Raw genomic sequence first — 17,135 nt, 5'->3', positions numbered from 1 at the left:
CCGGCCGGCACCAGCGCATGCGCCTGCAGCCCGCAGGCGTCAGGCAGCGTCCGGTCCGAACCTGCGCCATGCCGCCTCCCGCCGCCCCGCCCAGCCGCAGAGCGTCCCGCGCCCTGCCATTTCCAGCAGGAGCCCGGCCAGCCTGTACCCGGGAGCGATCTCCAGGGACTGTTTGAAGTAGGCGGCGGCGTAGGACCCCCGGCCCCGGCACCAGGCGATCCAGCCGCGCCCGGTCAGGGAGGCGGCGGCCGCGGGCCCGCCGAATGCCGCCAGCTGTTCCAGGACCGCGTCGAGTGCCTCCATGCGCCCCCAGTGCGGTACGGCCGGTTCGATACCCAGCAGCACCTCGCCGTAACCGGGAGTCTCGCTGCCGGCCGCGGGCCAGTCGTCCAGCGCGTCGGCGCCGGCGCCGGGCGCCACGGCGTCCGCGTCTTGGCCGCGGCTGAATAAGCCGAAGCGCTCCGCCCCGGCCTCGGCTGCCTCCGTTCCGGCCGCTGCCATCACCAGCACCGCATCGCGCCAGGCCGGGACCAGCAGCGTGGCCCGCAGGAAGGCGTCGCGCTGCGGGACCTGGCGCAGCGGCGGCCCCGCCGGACGGGCGAGGACCTCGAGCCAGGTACGGAGCACGGCCCGGAACTGCGCCCTGCTTTCCCGGCGCGGTTCCAGGTCGGCCGACCACGCCGCCTCGGCCTGAAGCACCTCCTCGCGGTACTCCGCGGGAACCTGCAGCGCCGTACCCGGCAACTCTCCCGGAGGCACGCCGATACTGCTTCCCAGGTAGACCATCTCGGCATTGAGGGTGCTGTCCTTGATCTGCTGCACGGGATGTCCGGGCAATGGACAGCAGGAGAGGTCCTGGCAGAGGGCGTCCCGCCAGAACGTCTCGCCGACGTACCACGCTTCAAGGACCGGCATCCCCGCATCGCCAAGGACATCCCGCAGCAGGGCCAGCAGACCGTCGTACCCGCACGGTGCAGAATTCCGGCTCCGGGGCGTGAAAACTGCCAGGAGCGTCCCGGTGGCATCCCGGTCCGCCCGCAGGTAGGAGCAGACGGAACCGGCGAAACCGGTGGGATCTGCCAGGACGTCCGGTCCGGGCAGATCCACGCGCAGCGTCGCGCCCAGGGATCTGCCCTGCATGGTCATGGCCACCAGGCTTGAGGCCGGCCAATAACCGAGCGAGTGGGGTATGAACCCAAGGATGTCTTCCGGACCGCGTACTTTCAGGTGCTGGGGCTTTGTCATGGCATTAGCTTTCGCGCTGCTCAAAGCCGGCGGGAGGGGGCACCGTGGCTATGTGGACAAAAGGCCCAGTGGAGGACAGGCCAGGCGCGGACGGTCAGTCCTCGAACCGGGCTGCCTGCCGCCGGCGGGCCAGGATCCCGCGGCGCTGCCGGGCCAGGGCGCTGCGCAGGGGCGGGACCACAATGCCCTGCTCCGCCATTTGCCTGCGGACCTTCCGCCGGCATGCAATGATGGCGGCTGCACCGGATCCCAGGAGGACGAACTGGGTACTCAACGCGATCCGGAAAGGGTCCAGCCCATACAGGATGCCGCCGGAAAAGCCGGTGGCATACAGGATGTCCAGCACCAGTCCGATCAGGAAGATGGCTACCAAGGCGGCGATGAACCCGCCGACGTTGACGATTCCGGTCGCGGTTCCGATGCGGTGCGCGGGATTGAACGTCCTGGCAAAGTCGAAGCCGATCATGGAACCCGGGCCGCCCACGGCCAGCACCACCACCAGCGCGGCCAGCAGCCAGAGGGGCGCCGGCCCCGGCAGCGCCAGGACAGCCGCCCAGGCAGCGGCCGTACCGCCGGCAATGAGGAGAACCATCGTGGAACGGCGCAGCGGATGCCGCGAGACAAAGCGGCCAATGAACGGCCCCACGGCGAGGGCGGCCCCCACATAGAGAGCCATCAGCGCAGCGACCGTTCCGCCGTCGAGCCCCTGCCCCGAAATCAGGAAGGGGTACCCCCATGTCATGGCAAACACCGTCCCGCTGAACTGGATGGTGAAGTGGCTCCACAGGCCCAGCCTGGTCCCTGGCTGGGCCCATGCCCTGGCCAGCGAAACGCCGGTTGCCTTGAGCCCCTGCCCTGACTGCGGGCGCGCGGTGCCGGGCGGGACATCCTGCAGGAGCACCAGGACAAGCACGACGGCGGCCGCGGACATCCCGGCAAGCATCAGGAACGCTGCGGTCCACCCCGCCAGATGGAGGACGTAGGCGAACGGGATGACGCTGAACAACTGGCCCAGCTGGCCGGACATGCCGGTCAGCTGGGTCACCAGCGGAACCCTGGCGGGAGCGAACCACAGGGGGACCAGCCGGATGACGGAAATGAAGGTCATGGCATCGCCTGCGCCCACCAGGACCCGCCCGGCAACGCCCCCCGGAACGGTGTCCGCGAAGGCGAGCTGGAGCTGGCCCAGGCCCATGAGCACGGCGCCGCCGGCGATCATGGCACGGGAGCCAAACCGGTCCACGAGCAGGCCGACCGGGATCTGCAGCCCGGCGTATACCAGCAGCTGGAGGACAGTGAAGAATGAAATGGCAGAGGCGCCGGCCTGGAACCTTTCCGTGGCTTCGAGACCCACCACGCCGAAGGAGGTGCGCTGGGCCACCGCAACCAGGTACCCGAAAATGCCGATGGTCCAAATGAGCCAGGCGCGGGGTGCAGTCATCAGTTCATTATGCCCGCGCCATGGTGCGGGAACGGCAGTGCCACGGCTTATTGCGTCCTGCTACGCAGGCGGGTTTTCCCTCGCCAGATAGGCCTCCACGGCGGCGCCCAGCACGTCGGCGTCGGGCAATTCATCGTTCTCGTCGGCCAGGAGGGAACGGCGCACGGTTCCTTCCGCTTTCTCGTCGTATCGCTCCTCAAGTCGCGAGACCACCTGGCGGACGTCGTCGGACGCGTCCATCTGCTCATCGATCTGCCGGGTGACGTCCCGGCCCGTTTCGCGGAGCCGGTCCGACGGAAGCATGAGGGACGTCGCCGCGCCCAGGTATTCCAGCCCGGCGACAGCAGCGGTGGGGTATTCGGCCTCGGCCAGGTAATGCGGCACGTGGATGACGTAGCCGGCAACGCTGCGACCGGCCTCTGCCAGACGCAGCTCCAGGATGTGGCCCACGGCGGCGGGAACCTCCACGGTAGGCTTCCACACCGATATTCCCTCGATGAGGTCCGGCCGGTTGCCGTGGACCGTCACGCCCACCGGCCGGGTGTGCGGGACGGGCATGGGAATGGAATGGATCCACGCCACGAGATTGACGTCGAGGTGCTCCACGATGCCGGCCACCGCCCGGGCAAACCGTTCCCACTGCAGGTCCGGCTCGAACCCCGCCAGGAGCAGGAACGGCTTGCCCAGCCCGTCCACCAGCCGGTACAGCGCCAGCCGCGGTTCCTGGTAGTCCTGCAGGTGGTCCTCGACGAACGTCAGGTGCGGCCGGCGCGACCGGTAGTCGATCAGCTGGTCAGCATCGAAGACGGCAACGGGCCGGGCATCCAGGGAATCGAGCAGCTCGGCATTGATCTGCCTGACAACGTGCCCGGCGTCGGCGAATCCAGTAAAGCCCATCACAAGGTCCAGGCCGCGCAGGGACGGGTCGTAGAACAGTTCGGTGTCACGCGCGTACAGCGCTTCGGGGTCCAGCAGGGAGCCGGAAATTCGTTCAAGCACGGCTTGTTCCTTTCATGGACGCAGTCGGACATCGTCTTTAACGCGGATCCGGCGCTGCCCATTCCGGGGCACCGTGTGTCGCGTGTCTCAAAAATCCCGGCGCCTGCCGGGCGGACGGGCTACGATCGGAATTGGCTGCCCGACGGCCTGCACTCCCCCGGACTGTGCCCGACCGGCAGGATCCGGGCACTGCGCAGAGAGCCGAAAATGCCTCCCTGCCAACCGAAGTCGAGAATTGAGGACTCATCCCTGTGGTCAAAAATACTGAAATCAACCTTAGTACCCTCTCGCGGGACCCGAAGAAGGCGCCCAGCGACGCAGTGGTCATCGGGGTGGCGCAGGGGGCCGGCGGACCTGTCCTCCTGGACAACCCGCTGACGGCCAAGTCCGCCGAGGCCCTGGCCGATTCCCTCAAGGCCCTCGGCGTCACCGGCGCCGCGGACCAGGTGGTGCGGCTTCCCGGCCTTCCGGAGACCGGCGCCGGCATCCTCGTCCTCGCCGGCGTGGGCAAGCTCGAGGCCGGCGAGGCGGCCACCGGCGAGGCGCTCCGCCGCGCCGCGGGGTCGGCCATCCGGCAACTGGCCGGCCTGCCCACCGTAACGCTGACATTCCCGACGGCGTCCGTCGCCGACGTCGCGGCAGTTGCCGAAGGTGCCGCGCTCGGCGCTTACGCCTACACCGAGTTCCGCTCTTCCCGGGAGGGCCTGAAGGACCCGGTCCGCAACGCGATCATCTTCACCGAACTGTCCGGCCGAGAGGTGGACGCGGCACTGGAGCGCGCCGCAGTCGTGGGCGCGGCGGTCAACGCCACCCGTTCGCTGGTCAACCAGCCGCCGAGCCACCTGTACCCCGAGTCCTTCGCCGAGGCTGCCCGTGAGCTCGCGAAGGGGCTGCCCGTCAAGGTCACGGTCTGGGACGAAAAACGGCTTGAAAAGGAAGGCTTCGGCGGCATCATGGGCGTGGGCAAGGGTTCGGCCCGCCAGCCCCGCCTGGTCAAGGTGGAATACTCCCCCGCCAAGGCAGCATCCAAGGTGGCGTTCGTCGGCAAGGGCATCACCTTCGACACCGGCGGTATCTCCATCAAGCCGGCCCAGGGCATGGGTGACATGAAGAGCGACATGGCGGGCGCCGCCGTCGTCCTCAATACGGTCCTGGCCCTGGCCCGGCTCCGCGTGCCGGTCAAGGCGACCGCATGGCTCTGCATCGCAGAGAACATGCCGTCCGGCGCCGCATCGCGCCCCGCCGACGTCCTCACCATGTTCGGTGGCAAGACCGTCGAGGTCCTTAATACGGACGCCGAAGGACGCCTCGTGATGGCGGACGGCATCGTCGCCGCGAGCCAGGAATACCCGGACGCCATCATCGACGTCGCAACCCTCACGGGTGCCCAGCTGATCGCCCTGGGCAACCGGACGGCCGGCATCATGGGTTCGGACAAGGTCACCGGAGCCCTCAAGGCCGCCGCGGACCGCGCGGGCGAACTCGTGTGGCCGATGCCGCTGCCGGAAGAACTGCGGCCCAGCCTGGATTCGCAGGTGGCGGACCTTGCCAACATCGGCGAACGTCACGGCGGCATGATGACCGCTGCGGTCTTCCTGCGGGAGTTCGTTGGCAAGGACAAAGCGGGCGGACAGATCCCCTGGGCCCACATCGACATCGCGGGCCCGTCCTTCAACAACGGCAGCCCCTATGGCTACACACACAAGCAGGGCACCGGCTGCACGGTCCGCACGCTGCTGGCCTACGTTGAGGACCTTGCCGCAACTGCGGCCTGACGCCGGCGCGGGCCGGGAAGCCCGGCGGCACTTCCGCCCGGTTTCCCGGCCCCGGCGCCGCGTGACACTCGACACAAGCGCTCCACAAAAGCGGCGCCAAGGTGGAGCATAGACAAGTGGTTCGCTAAGGTGAACCACGGTAGTCACAAATGCAAGAAAACCCGCCTGCTGGCATAATCGCGGCAGTTCAGGTTCCAAGACCAGATGATGCGCAGGACCGCGTCATCGTTCACGCGAGGGAGCGTCTAAGTGGCCGATCAGGCAACTGCGCAAGAATTCGACATCCTGGTACTCGGCGGCGGCAGCGGCGGATATGCTGCGGCGCTGCGGGCCGTACAGCTCGGCCTCACCGTCGGCCTCGTGGAGAAGGCAAAGCTGGGCGGCACCTGCCTCCACAACGGCTGCATCCCCACCAAGGCGCTGCTCCACTCCGCCGAGCTGGCAGACCACGCCCGCGACTCCGCCAAGTACGGCGTCAACGTCACCCTGGACGGCATCGACATCAACGCGGTCAATGCATACAAGGACGGCATCATCGCCGGCAAGTACAAGGGCCTGCAGGGACTCATCAAGTCCAAGGGCATCACCGTCATCGAAGGTGAAGGCAAGCTCCAGGGGACCGACACCATCGTGGTCGACGGCACCGCCTACAAGGGCAAGAACATCATCCTGGCCACGGGTTCCTACTCCCGCACCCTCCCCGGCCTGGAAATCGGCGGCAAGGTCATCACCTCCGACGAAGCCCTGAAGATGGAGTCCATCCCCAAGAGCGCCATCATCCTGGGCGGCGGCGTCATCGGCGTCGAATTCGCTTCGGTCTGGAAGTCGTTCGGCGTGGACGTCACCATCGTTGAGGGCCTGCCGTCCCTGGTCCCCAACGAGGACGCCACCATCGTCAAGAACTTCGAGCGTGCGTTCAAGAAGCGCGGCATCAAGTTCTCCACCGGCGTGTTCTTCCAGGGCGTCGAGCAGAACGACGACGGCGTCAAGGTCACCCTGGTGGACGGCAAGACGTTCGAGGCAGACCTTCTCCTGGTCGCCGTCGGACGCGGCCCCGTCACCGCCAACCTGGGCTACGAGGAAGCCGGCATCACGATCGACCGCGGTTTCGTCATCACCAACGAACGCCTGCACACCGGCGTCGGCAACATCTACGCCGTGGGCGACATCGTGCCCGGCGTGCAGCTGGCACACCGCGGGTACCAGCAGGGCATCTTCGTGGCCGAGGAAATCGCCGGCCTGAAGCCGGTCATCGTTGAGGACATCAACATCCCCAAGGTCACCTACTCTGAGCCTGAAATCGCCACCGTCGGCTACACCGAAAAGGCCGCCAAGGAAAAGTTCGGCGAGGACCAGGTCCAGACGCAGGAATACAACCTGGCCGGCAACGGCAAGAGCTCCATCCTGGGCACCGCCGGCCTGGTCAAGCTGGTCCGCCAGAAGAACGGCCCCGTAGTGGGCGTCCACATGATCGGCGCCCGCATGGGCGAGCAGGTGGGCGAGGCCCAGCTGATCGTCAACTGGGAAGCCTACCCCGAGGATGTGGCACAGCTGCTGCACGCCCACCCCACCCAGAACGAGTCGCTCGGTGAAGCCCACCTGGCACTCGCGGGCAAGCCCCTCCACGGCTGACATCCCCCAGCAGTAAAAGGGCCTGGTGCACCCGGCGCGATATGCCGGGTGCACTAGGCTTCCACCTAAGCAGCAACCATCCGCACTAAAGATCAATAAGGAGAACGGGGACGACATGTCTGAATCCGTTAACTTGCCCGCCCTCGGTGAGAGCGTCACCGAAGGAACCGTCACCCGCTGGCTGAAGCAGGTAGGTGACCGGGTAGAGGTGGACGAGCCGCTGCTCGAGGTCTCCACCGACAAAGTCGACACCGAAATCCCCTCTCCTGTCGCTGGCGTGATCGAGGAAATCCTGGTCGCCGAGGACGAGACCGCCGAAGTGGGCGCTCCCCTGGTCCGCATTGGCGACGGCTCCGGCAGTGGTTCCGCCGCGCCCGCCGACGAAGCACCGGTCGAGGAAGCCCCTGCTGAAGCCCCCGCACCGGAAGCAGCCGCCGAGGAGGCGCCTGCCCAGGAAGCTCCGGCCGAAGAAGCACCGGCCCAGGAGTCCCCGGCAGCGTCCGGCGAAAGCCACGAGGTTACCCTTCCCGCCCTGGGCGAGAGCGTCACCGAAGGCACCGTCACCCGCTGGCTCAAGGCCGTCGGCGACACCGTAGAGGTTGACGAGCCGCTGCTGGAAGTTTCCACAGACAAGGTTGACACCGAGATCCCGTCCCCCGTGGCCGGCACCCTTCAGGAAATCCGCGTGAACGAGGACGAGACCGCAGAGGTGGGCTCCGTCCTGGCCGTCATCGGTTCCGGGGCCGCACCCAAGGCCGAAGCGCCGAAGACGGAAGCTCCGAAGGCAGAGGAAGCGCCGAAGGAAGAAGCTCCCCAAACGGAGGCACCGAAGCCCGCTCCGGCACCTGAAGCACCCAAGGCGGAGGCACCGAAGGCGGAGGCACCGAAAGCCGCTCCGGCACCCGCCGCCGCTGCTGAAGGCGGCACCGAGTCCAGCTACGTTACTCCCTTGGTCCGCAAGCTGGCCAACCAGCACGGCGTGGATATCGCCGGACTCTCCGGCACGGGCGTGGGCGGCCGCATCCGCAAGCAGGACGTCATTGCCGCGGCCGAGGCCAAGGCCGCTCCCGCAGCAGCACCGGCAGCCGCAGCATCCGCGCCGGCAGCAGCCGGCGCCGCAGCGTCATCCCTGCGCGGTACCACCCAGAAGGCACCCCGCATCCGCCAGGTCATCGCCCGCCGCATGCGCGAGTCCCTGGAAATCTCCACGCAGCTGACCCAGGTGCACGAAGTGGACATGACCAAGGTGGCCAAGCTCCGGGCCCGGGCAAAGAACTCCTTCCAGGCCCAGAACGGAACCAAGCTGACGTTCCTGCCGTTCATCGCCAAGGCTGTTGCCGAGGCCCTCAAGCAGCACCCCAAGCTCAACGCTGCCTACGACGAGGACAAGCAGGAGATCACCTACCACAACGCCGAGCACCTGGCGATCGCGGTGGACACGGACAAGGGCCTCCTGGTGCCGGTTATTTCCGACGCCGGCAGCCTGAACCTCGCCGGCCTGGCCGGCAAGATCGCCGACGTAGCCTCCCGCACCCGCGACGGCAAGATCGGCCCGGACGAGCTGTCAGGCGGCACGTTCAGCATCACCAACATCGGTTCGGTTGGCGCGCTGTTCGACACCCCGATCATCAACCAGCCGCAGGTGGGCATCCTGGGCACCGGCGCGATCGTCAAGCGCCCCGTCGTGGTTGCTGACGAAAACGGCGATGACTCCATCGCCATCCGGTCCATGATGTACCTGTCGCTGACGTACGACCACCGCCTGGTGGACGGCGCCGACGCCGGCCGTTTCCTGCAGACGCTGAAGGCACGCCTCGAAGAGGGCGCCTTCGAAGCCGACCTGGGGCTGTAACAGGCTGATTGCACGACGGCGGTCCGGCGCCTGGCGGGGAAACCCGCCAGGTGCCCGGCCGCCGTCGCTCTTAACGCGTTGGGAAGGCACCGCGCCCGTAGCGGTGGGCGTGGCCTACTACCGGGCGTAGAAGCACTGGCTACACTGGTCCCATGGATATCGTCTATAACATTGTGGTTTTCCTGCACATCGTCGGCGCGGCCATGATTGTCGGCATCTGGATCGGCCAGATGAAGAAGCCGACCGTGCACCCGCGCCAGTTCGACGGGGCCATGCTCCAGCTGCTCACGGGGATCGTGCTCATGGGCCTGATACCGGCCTTGGACATGGACGCAAACTACTTCAAGCTCGGCATCAAGTTCGCCATTGCCCTGGCCGTAGGCGTTCTCGCCTTTATCGGGCGCCGCAAGTACAAGAAGGACGAACCGGTCAGCGCGGCCCTGGCGCACGGGGTAGGCGGCCTCGCACTCCTCAACATCGCGATCGCCACCATCTGGCAGTAACCGCCTAGGATGGGATGCGGCGGGCCCGGCACCAGCCGGGGCCCGGTGGATATCGATTCAAGGAGTGGACATGGCAGCAGTACGTACCGCACACACGGTCTGGAACGGCAACCTGATGGACGGCGCCGGCAGCACCACACTGGACAGCTCCGGACTGGGCACGTTCGACGTCACGTGGAAGGCCCGCACCGAAGCTGCGGGCGGCAAGACCAGCCCCGAAGAGCTGATCGCGGCCGCCCACTCGGCCTGCTTCTCCATGGCGTTCAGCCACGCACTGGCACAGGCCGGACACACGCCGGAGGAAGTCCACACCAAAGCTGACGTCACGTTCGTCCCCGGCACCGGCATCACCGGCAGCCACCTGACAATGACGGCACGGATCCCCGGCATCTCGGAGGACGAATTCCAGAAGATCGCCGCGGACGCCAAGGTGGGATGCCCGGTTTCCGGCGCGTTGGCCAGCATCGACATCACGCTGGATGCCACGCTGCAGTCCTAGGTTTCGTGCCCGCGCCGGCAGCGTCTCCTGCGTTTGGCAAAGGCCCTGCGGAAACCGGATCTCCCGGTTCCCGCAGGGCCTTTGCCGTTCCCGGGGCTATGCCTCCGCGTGCGGCCTTGCCGGCAGCGGGGCCGGGCGCACCAGGCGGTAGCCTTCACGGGCCGGCGGCCGGTCCGTGGGCAGTTCCTGGATCATTTCCTTCAGGGCGCCGATGCCATACTCCAGTTGCGGATCGCGCCCGGCCGCGTAGGCATGCGGCGGGAAGATGACCTCGATGTCCGGATCAACGCCGTAGTTCTCCACGCTCCAGCCCACTCCGCCGCCGAACCAGGTGGCGTAGCGCGGCTGGGTGACGCCTGTTCCGTCGGCGAGGGAAAACCGGTTGTCGATGCCCACCACACCGCCCCAGGTGCGCGTTCCAATGACGGGACCGATACCGCGAAGCTTGGACACCTGGGTGATGATGTCCCCGTCCGAACCGGCAAACTCATCGGCCAGGATGATCACTGGCCCACGTGGCGCGTGGTGCGGGTACGTGCGCGGCTTCTCGCCACGCGGCATGCTCCACCCGGTGACCTTGCGGCCGATCAGCTCCGCCACCAGCTGCGAGGTGTGGCCGCCGCGGTTGCGGCGCACGTCCACGATCAGCCCGTCCAGGGCGGTCTCGGTGTCCAGGTCGCGGTGCAGCTGTGCCCAGCCGTTGGCCATCATGTCCGGGATGTGCAGGTATCCGAACGTACCTCCTGAAGCTTCCCGCACGGTCCGGCGGTTGCCGGCCACCCACTCCTGGTAGCGCAGGCGTTCTTCGTCCTTGACGGGGACGACGGCGACACGGCGTTGGGTGCCTGCAGCATCGCCATGCGAGGGGCCATTGAGCAGGGTCAGTTCCACGGCGCGCCCCGCGGCCCCCACCAGCTGCATGGCCGGTGTCACGTCTGCGGAGAGCGGGACGCCGTCGATCGCCAGCAGGATGTCCCGGGCCTTCGCACCGACCCCGGGCCGGGTCAGCGGCGACGTTGCGAGGGGATCCGACGACTCTCCGGCCAGGATCCGGGTGATTTCCCACCCGGACGCCGTCAGGGTCAGGTCGGCGCCCAGCCGGCCCTGTCCGCGGCTGCCCTTCTCCGTCACGGGTGCGGGCCGGACGTAGGCGTGGGACGTGCCCAGCTCACCGTGCAGCTCCCACAGCAGGTCCACCAGGTCGTCGTGGGAACCCAGCCGGTCCACCAGCGGGCGGTAGCGCATCCGGACCGACTCCCAGTCCTGCCCGGCCATGTCCTCAGCCCAGAAGAAGTCACGCTGGAGCCGCCAGGCCTCGTCAAAGGCCTGGCCCCAGACGCTGACCGGGTCCATCATCACCCGGATGCGGCCAAGGTCCACCTTCACCAGCTTCCCTGATTCCTCGTCCGCCTTCGCGTCCGCCGGAACCGCCGTCACCTGCCTGTCCTTGATGAAGACTACAGTGGCGCCGTCGCCGGAGATCCGGTAACTGTCCAGCGCCTCCACCAGGGTGGTCTGCTTCCGGCGGGCGAGGTCGAAGCGCGCCAGCGACGGGCGGGCATCCTTGTCCTCCTGGCTGGCCTTGCCGTCGCCGGTCACGCCGGCAAGAGCCCAGTCGAGCCACAGGAGCGCGCCGGCAGTGGCCGTCAGGGCCGTGTAGTTGCCCTGGGGCACGGGGACCGTGATGACCCGGTGCGCCAGTCCCTCGGCATCGACCCGCACGGCCGGCGCCACACCGCCGTCGGCCTCCTCCGTTGCCTTCTCCGGGTGCGCTACCCCGGCGGGGTCCACGTCCGGGCCAAAGGGCGAGGGCGTGTCCGCGGCCAGCGCCACGAGGTAGGGCTTGATGGGAGTGGGGAAAGAGAGATCGAACGAGTGCCCGTCGTACACGGGGTCGAAGCTCCGGTTGGACAGGAACGCCAGGAACTTGCCGTCCGGGGTGAACGCCGGGGAGGCGTCCCGGAAGCGCCCGTCCGTAACATCCACGGGTGCGCTGTCCGGGGCGGTGGCGTCCACCAGCCGCAGCCGGCTGCGCGAGCCGAAGGAAGTCACCGGCTCCGACCACGCCAGCCAGCGCGAATCGGCGGACCAGGCAAGGTCGGACACCGTCCCCTCACCGATGCTGGCCCGCAGGCCGAGTTCGCCGGTTCCGGTGTTGGCCAGGAAGACCTCACCAAAGGTGGTTCCTACGGCAATCCACTGGCCGTCGGGGCTGGCCTCCAGTGCGCTGGCACGCGAGGGCCCTGGGAACGCAATCCGCTGGCCCCGGGATGGGCTCTGCTGGGCTGCCGCTGCGCCAGCGGAGTCGCCGGGCGCCACGTCGGCCCGTTGCTCATCTGGCACGGGAACGACGGGGGCCGCGGTGACGGCGGATCCGGCAGCCGGGACGGGCCGCGGCAGCGGCACCGCATCCCCTGCCGGCGCCGGCGCCGCTGCCGCACGGACGGCCGTTGCCGCCGACGGAAGATCGGGCGCAATGTCCTTGATGTACAGCGCTTCCTCGCCGCCGTGGTCCGCTATGTAAGCAATCCGGCCATCGCCCAGGGGGCGCGGCAGGCGGGCGCGCACGCCCGGGCTGGCCTCAATAATCCGGGAGGGGCCGTCCTTGTGCCGCACCCAGTGGACCGTGCCGTGGGATTCGACGGCACTGGCCAGTCCCGCCGTGTCCGGGACGACGTCGCCCAGGTGCCGTGCGGCGTCGAGCAGCGCCGGGCGCCGGGACTGCGAAGCAGATCCCAGGGTAATGTCGAGGCGGACAGCTTCAGCGTCCAAGTGGGGCAAAACCCAGAGTTCGCCTGCGGACTCGAAGATCACGCGCTTTCCGTCCGTGGACGCATGGCGGACGTAGAAATCCTGGTGGTCCGTGTGCCGGCGCAGGTCCTGCCCGTTCGGCAGCACCGAATACAGGTTCCCGTACCCTTCGTGGTCGGAGAGGAACCCGATGCGGCCGTCCACCCAGAGGGGATCAGTGAGGTTCCCCTCCAGCTCAGGGAGGAGCCGCTCGAATTCCCCGTTTCCGTCCGCATCAAGCCAGAGCTTCCCGGCGGTGCCGCCGCGGTAGCGCTTCCACCAGGCCGGCTCGCGCGAGAGCACGCTGGCCAGCACCACCGGGCGTTCGTCCCCTAATTCCGGGCCGAAGGCCACGGACTCGACGGGCCCGAACGGCAGTTCCTCTGCCGAGCCTCCGTCGACAGGGACGCTGTACGCATGGGTGTGCCGGCTTTCCGCTTGGCGAAAGGCGCTGGTCACCACCACGTCGCCTTTCGCAGTGAAGCCCTTCACCCGGGTGGTGGCATGGCCGAAATAGGTCAGCTGGCGGTACCCGCCGCCGTCGACCTCGGCGGAAACAACCTCGGGAGCGGCGCCCTGGACGACCGTCCACACCAGCCGCTTGCCGTCCGGGGTGAAACGGGGGTTGCGTGCGGGAAGCTGCAGCGCGGAGACACGCCATGCACGTCCCCCGTCCAGGGGCGCGGTCCACACGTCGTCCTCGGCCACGAAGGTGACCAGATCGCCGTGCAGATGCGGGAAACGGAAGTAGCTCGAAGAGGTCATCGTACGATCATAGTCAACCGCTCCGGGCCCGGCGGCGTCCGCGGCTGCGCCCCCAACGTGATGGGATGGACCATGCGCATCGTCATTGCCGGCGCCTCCGGCCTTCTCGGCACCCACATGTCCCATACCTTCCGGGACGCAGGACACGACGTCGTCCGACTCGTCCGCGGGAAGCCGGCCGGCCCGGCGGAAATTGAGTGGGACCCGGCGGCAGGGCGGCTCGACGCTACGGCCCTCCAGGGCGCGGACGCCGTCGTGAACCTCTCCGGTGCGGGCATCGGGGACTGGCCGTGGACGCGCAAGCGGGTGGCCGAGCTGTTCAACTCGCGCATTGGACCCACCCGGACCCTGGCGGCGGCGATGCACCGCCTTGATTCGCCCCCGCCGGTGTTCCTCAGCCAGTCGGGCTCCGGATACTACGGCGACGGCGGATCTACGGTCCTGCGCGAAACCTCGCCGCCGGGAACCGGGACCCTGGCCCGGATCTGCCGCGAGTGGGAAGCGGCGGCAGCGTCCGCTCCCGTTGGAGTCCGCGTGGTGACCCCCAGGACCGGCGTGGTACTCAGCCGTTCCGGCGGAGCGCTGGGCCGGCTGATGCCCCTGCTGCGGGCAGGAGTAGGAGGACCGTTGGGGAACGGCCGGCAATACTGGCCGTGGGTGACGCTGCCGGATGTCTCCGCGGCGTTCCTGTTCCTGCTCACCGCACCCGTGAGCGGCCCCGTAAACCTCTGCGCCCCGGAACAGGCCGACGTCAACACGCTGGTCCGCGCCTTGGGACGGGCACTCCACCGGCCGGCCGCGCTGCGCGTCCCCGCTCCGGTACTGCGGCTGCTCATGCGCGACCTCGCCGAAGAACTCCTGCTGGCCAGCCAACGCATGGAGCCGGGCGTACTCGCCAGGCAAGGATTCCAGTGGGAGCACCCGGACGTGGAATCCGCAGCCGCGTGGGTTGCCAATCGGAAGGGATGACGGGAGCCAGGTGCGCTGTGTGCCCGCGGCGGGATTGGGCGCGGTTGCAAGTCAGCTGCGTCCCGGGGTCAAGGGCCGGAAAGGACCTCGCTGACCCGCCAGCTTCCGGCGTCGGAGACCAGCACCAGCCTCAGTGACTGCGGCCGGCCTGCCGGGCCCACGCCCACCACCGCTCCGGCGGCATCCCGTTCCTCGTAAGCCGTTGTTCTGGACTTCACCTGGACTATGGCCCGCGTCCCGGTGGCGCCGGCTTCGGTGCTGACCGCGGAAAGAGCTGTCGTAAAGCCCGTAAGGGCCGTGTCCAAGGCCATCAGCCGATGTGCCGTCTTCCGGTCCGCAGCGTCCGCGGGTGAACCGGCCCGGTTGACTTCGTCCAGCAGTTCAGGCCGGCCCAGGCTGAAGGCCAGGCTGCGGAGTGCTGCCAGCCCAAGGACAGCTTCCGAGGGATCCGACGCTGACGCAAGCTTCCTGGCCGCCTCCAGTTCCGCGATGGCCTTATCTTCCGCGGCGCCTGCGGCCCTCTTTGGTTCCTCCGGCATTCCCGTCCCCGGCGACGGCACGGCGCCGGGGATCGATGCCGGGGCGCCTTGTGGCGCCGCCGCTCCGCCGGAGAGCCACCAGCCGGCGGCGGCCGTCAACCCAAGCATGCCCACAACCCATGGCCGCACGCCGGTGAGCCCTGACGCACGTCCCGCGCCGCGGCCACGCTCCCGGGGGGCCTGCTGTTCCGCGGCGTGCCTTCCTCGGACGGGTGCTGTGGCAGGTCCTGCTGCGGGAAATGGCATTCGCGGCGGACGGCGGTCCTGCCCGGGAAACCTCGCGGTGAACGTCCTGGTCATTCCTTCGAATCGCCCCCGCAGCACGCTGGTTCGCCTAGCCGGGACATGCCGGCGCGTCAGCAACTCGGGGATCACGGTGGGGTGGACCGCCGGAGCGAGGTCCAGCGGCAACGGCGAGGCGCTCCGGAAGATGGCCGTGGCAAGTTCCGTCGCTGAGGGCCGTGACCGGCGGTCTTCGTTCAACCCCGATTCCAGGGCCACGGCCAGTTCCCTGGGCACCTCAGGACGCAGCAGGCTGAGCGGCGGGCGCACCGCGGATCGCGGAGGTGCGCTGCCGGTCAGGCAAAACCAGCCCACGGCAGCAGCCGCGTAGACATCGCCCTCGGGGTGAAGGCCCGCCCGCACCGCATCCACCGGCACCGGATCCGTAAACCCAGGTGTGCCGTGCCCTGCGCCCCCGCCGGGCTCCCCCACCATGCGCGCAATACCGAGATCGGCAAGCAACGGTTTGCCCTGCCCGGTGAACAGTACGTTCCCCGGTGAGACGTCCGAATGGGTCATGCCCTTCCCGTGCAGGTAGCCAAGGACCTGCGCGAGTGGCGTGAGGACGGTGACCACCTCCCCCACGGTCAGCTGTCCGCGGGCGGACACGAGCGAGGCCAGCGAACCGCCGGAGGCGTAATCCATCAGCAGCGCCTGGCGTTCACCGCAGGAATCCATCACCGTGACCGCCTCGTGAGCCCGTACCAGGTGAGGGTGTTCCAGGACAGAGAGTATACGGATTTCGCGCCGGATCCCGTCCGCGGTTAATGACTCCGGAAGAGCTTCCCCGGCACCCTGAAGCGGGGCACCGCCGTCAAAGCACTTCATGGCGAACCTGAGTCCTGTCTGCTCCTGGCGCACCAGCCATACAGTGGCGCTGCTGCCCCGCCCCAGCAACCGGTCAACGCTGAATCCGGGAACCTCCGGAGCCTTTGCATCATCCATGCCTTATGTCTAGCGGAATTCCCGGCCGCCTGCAGAAGTTATCCACAGGCTGCAGGACCGGCGTAGTAAAGTGCGCGGCCACGGTGAGTTTAAGCACTAAACCGGGCGCCATACGCTGGGGGGTCTAAGCTTGAAGTCATGACTCTTGAGTTTTCACAGCTCGGTCTTGCCCCTGATTTCATCGACTACACCCGTGGTTGGGAAATCCAAAGCGAACTCCACGCCAAAGTGGTGGCTGGCGAAGCCCCGAGCACAGTCCTCCTCCTGGAACACGCAGCCGTGTATACAGCCGGCAAACGGACAGAGGACCATGAACGGCCTTTTGACGGCACACCCGTGGTCCCCGTGGACCGCGGCGGCAAACTCACCTGGCACGGCCCCGGCCAGCTGGTGGGCTACCCGATCATCAAACTTAAGAACCGCGCCGGGATCCGTGACTATGTGGAGCGACTCGAAGCGGTGATCATCGCCGTCCTGGCGGACTGTGGCATCAAGGCGGACCGGATCAAGGGCCGGGCCGGAGTGTGGATCAAGGCTGATGCCAATGGTCCGGACCGCAAGATCGCTGCGATCGGGATCCGTGTCCACGAGAGCGTCACCATGCACGGATTTGCCATTAACTGCAATAACGATCTTGCCCCCTATGGTCAGATCATCGCGTGCGGAATCACCGACGCAGGTGTTACTACCATTGCCCGCGAAACGGGCAGGGATGTGGCCCCCGCAGACCTCGTCGACAGGATCGCCGAGGAATTGAAGAAGCACGAAGAAGCCCTGGTGGCCGCCCCTGAAGGAGTTTTACAGTGACATTGGCACCTGAGGGCCGGAAGATGCTGCGGATTGAGCAGCGTAACGCGGCTGTCCCGGTGGAGCGGAAGCCGGAGTGGATCAAGGCGAAG

General features: G+C 67.9%; 12 protein-coding genes. 7 read left to right on the top strand and 5 right to left on the bottom strand.

Annotated features, from left to right (window positions below):
* Positions 1–39: 39 nt before the first annotated feature.
* The 3 genes from ACIQCM_RS00060 to ACIQCM_RS00050 form a co-directional block, all read right to left on the bottom strand.
* Positions 40–1,245: a DUF4192 domain-containing protein gene (locus tag ACIQCM_RS00060; protein ID WP_400604208.1), complete on the bottom strand. Its 1,206-nt coding sequence runs from the start codon at positions 1,243–1,245 to the stop codon at positions 40–42.
* A gap of 94 nt (positions 1,246–1,339) precedes the next feature.
* Positions 1,340–2,686 carry a nitrate/nitrite transporter gene (locus ACIQCM_RS00055; protein ID WP_400604210.1) on the bottom strand — a complete coding sequence of 449 codons (1,347 nt, stop codon included), beginning with the start codon at positions 2,684–2,686 and terminating at the stop codon, positions 1,340–1,342.
* 60 nt (positions 2,687–2,746) lie between these two features.
* The gene (locus tag ACIQCM_RS00050) at positions 2,747–3,685 is read right to left on the bottom strand and encodes a proteasome assembly chaperone family protein (protein ID WP_400604212.1); all 939 of its coding nucleotides are present in this window, start codon (positions 3,683–3,685) and stop codon (positions 2,747–2,749) included.
* Positions 3,686–3,936: 251 nt separating this feature from the next.
* Between ACIQCM_RS00050 and ACIQCM_RS00045 the strand changes: the two genes are divergently transcribed.
* The 5 genes from ACIQCM_RS00045 to ACIQCM_RS00025 all read left to right on the top strand — a co-directional run bounded on the left by ACIQCM_RS00045 (position 3,937) and on the right by ACIQCM_RS00025 (position 9,946).
* A complete protein-coding gene (locus tag ACIQCM_RS00045) occupies positions 3,937–5,460 on the top strand; it encodes a leucyl aminopeptidase (protein ID WP_400604214.1) in 1,524 nt (507 codons plus the stop codon).
* A 249-nt stretch (positions 5,461–5,709) separates the two neighbouring features.
* Entirely contained in the window at positions 5,710–7,092 is a 1,383-nt protein-coding gene (lpdA, locus tag ACIQCM_RS00040; protein ID WP_400604216.1) for a dihydrolipoyl dehydrogenase, read from the top strand.
* Between the two features lie 115 nt (positions 7,093–7,207).
* Positions 7,208–8,944, top strand: coding sequence for a 2-oxoglutarate dehydrogenase, E2 component, dihydrolipoamide succinyltransferase (gene sucB / locus ACIQCM_RS00035; RefSeq protein WP_400604218.1), 1,737 nt, complete (start codon positions 7,208–7,210; stop codon positions 8,942–8,944).
* A gap of 152 nt (positions 8,945–9,096) precedes the next feature.
* Entirely contained in the window at positions 9,097–9,447 is a 351-nt protein-coding gene (locus ACIQCM_RS00030; RefSeq protein WP_400604220.1) for a hypothetical protein, read from the top strand.
* A gap of 70 nt (positions 9,448–9,517) precedes the next feature.
* Positions 9,518–9,946, top strand: a complete 429-nt coding sequence (locus ACIQCM_RS00025; RefSeq protein ID WP_400604221.1) for an OsmC family protein — start codon at positions 9,518–9,520, stop codon at positions 9,944–9,946.
* 96 nt (positions 9,947–10,042) lie between these two features.
* On the opposite strand, the gene ACIQCM_RS00020 is transcribed toward ACIQCM_RS00025, so the two are convergent.
* On the bottom strand, positions 10,043–13,501 hold the full coding sequence (locus ACIQCM_RS00020; protein WP_400604223.1) for a S41 family peptidase: 3,459 nt from the start codon (positions 13,499–13,501) through the stop codon (positions 10,043–10,045).
* A gap of 72 nt (positions 13,502–13,573) precedes the next feature.
* On the opposite strand from ACIQCM_RS00020, the gene ACIQCM_RS00015 reads away from it, so the two are divergent.
* On the top strand, positions 13,574–14,470 hold the full coding sequence (locus ACIQCM_RS00015; RefSeq protein WP_400604225.1) for a TIGR01777 family oxidoreductase: 897 nt from the start codon (positions 13,574–13,576) through the stop codon (positions 14,468–14,470).
* Between the two features lie 68 nt (positions 14,471–14,538).
* Here ACIQCM_RS00015 and ACIQCM_RS00010 read toward each other — a convergent pair whose 3' ends face one another.
* Positions 14,539–16,236: a serine/threonine protein kinase gene (locus ACIQCM_RS00010; RefSeq protein ID WP_400604226.1), complete on the bottom strand. Its 1,698-nt coding sequence runs from the start codon at positions 16,234–16,236 to the stop codon at positions 14,539–14,541.
* Between the two features lie 138 nt (positions 16,237–16,374).
* On the opposite strand from ACIQCM_RS00010, the gene lipB reads away from it, so the two are divergent.
* Positions 16,375–17,043 carry a lipoyl(octanoyl) transferase LipB gene (gene lipB, locus ACIQCM_RS00005; protein WP_400604228.1) on the top strand — a complete coding sequence of 223 codons (669 nt, stop codon included), beginning with the start codon at positions 16,375–16,377 and terminating at the stop codon, positions 17,041–17,043.
* Positions 17,044–17,135 lie beyond the last annotated feature (92 nt).

It is taken from the genome of Pseudarthrobacter sp. NPDC092439 (assembly GCF_044754945.1).
In the GTDB taxonomy this organism is placed as follows: Bacteria; Actinomycetota; Actinomycetes; order Actinomycetales; family Micrococcaceae; genus Arthrobacter.
The sequence above is the reverse complement of the archived record's forward strand: the minus strand, read 5'-3'. Positions and strand labels throughout refer to the sequence as shown.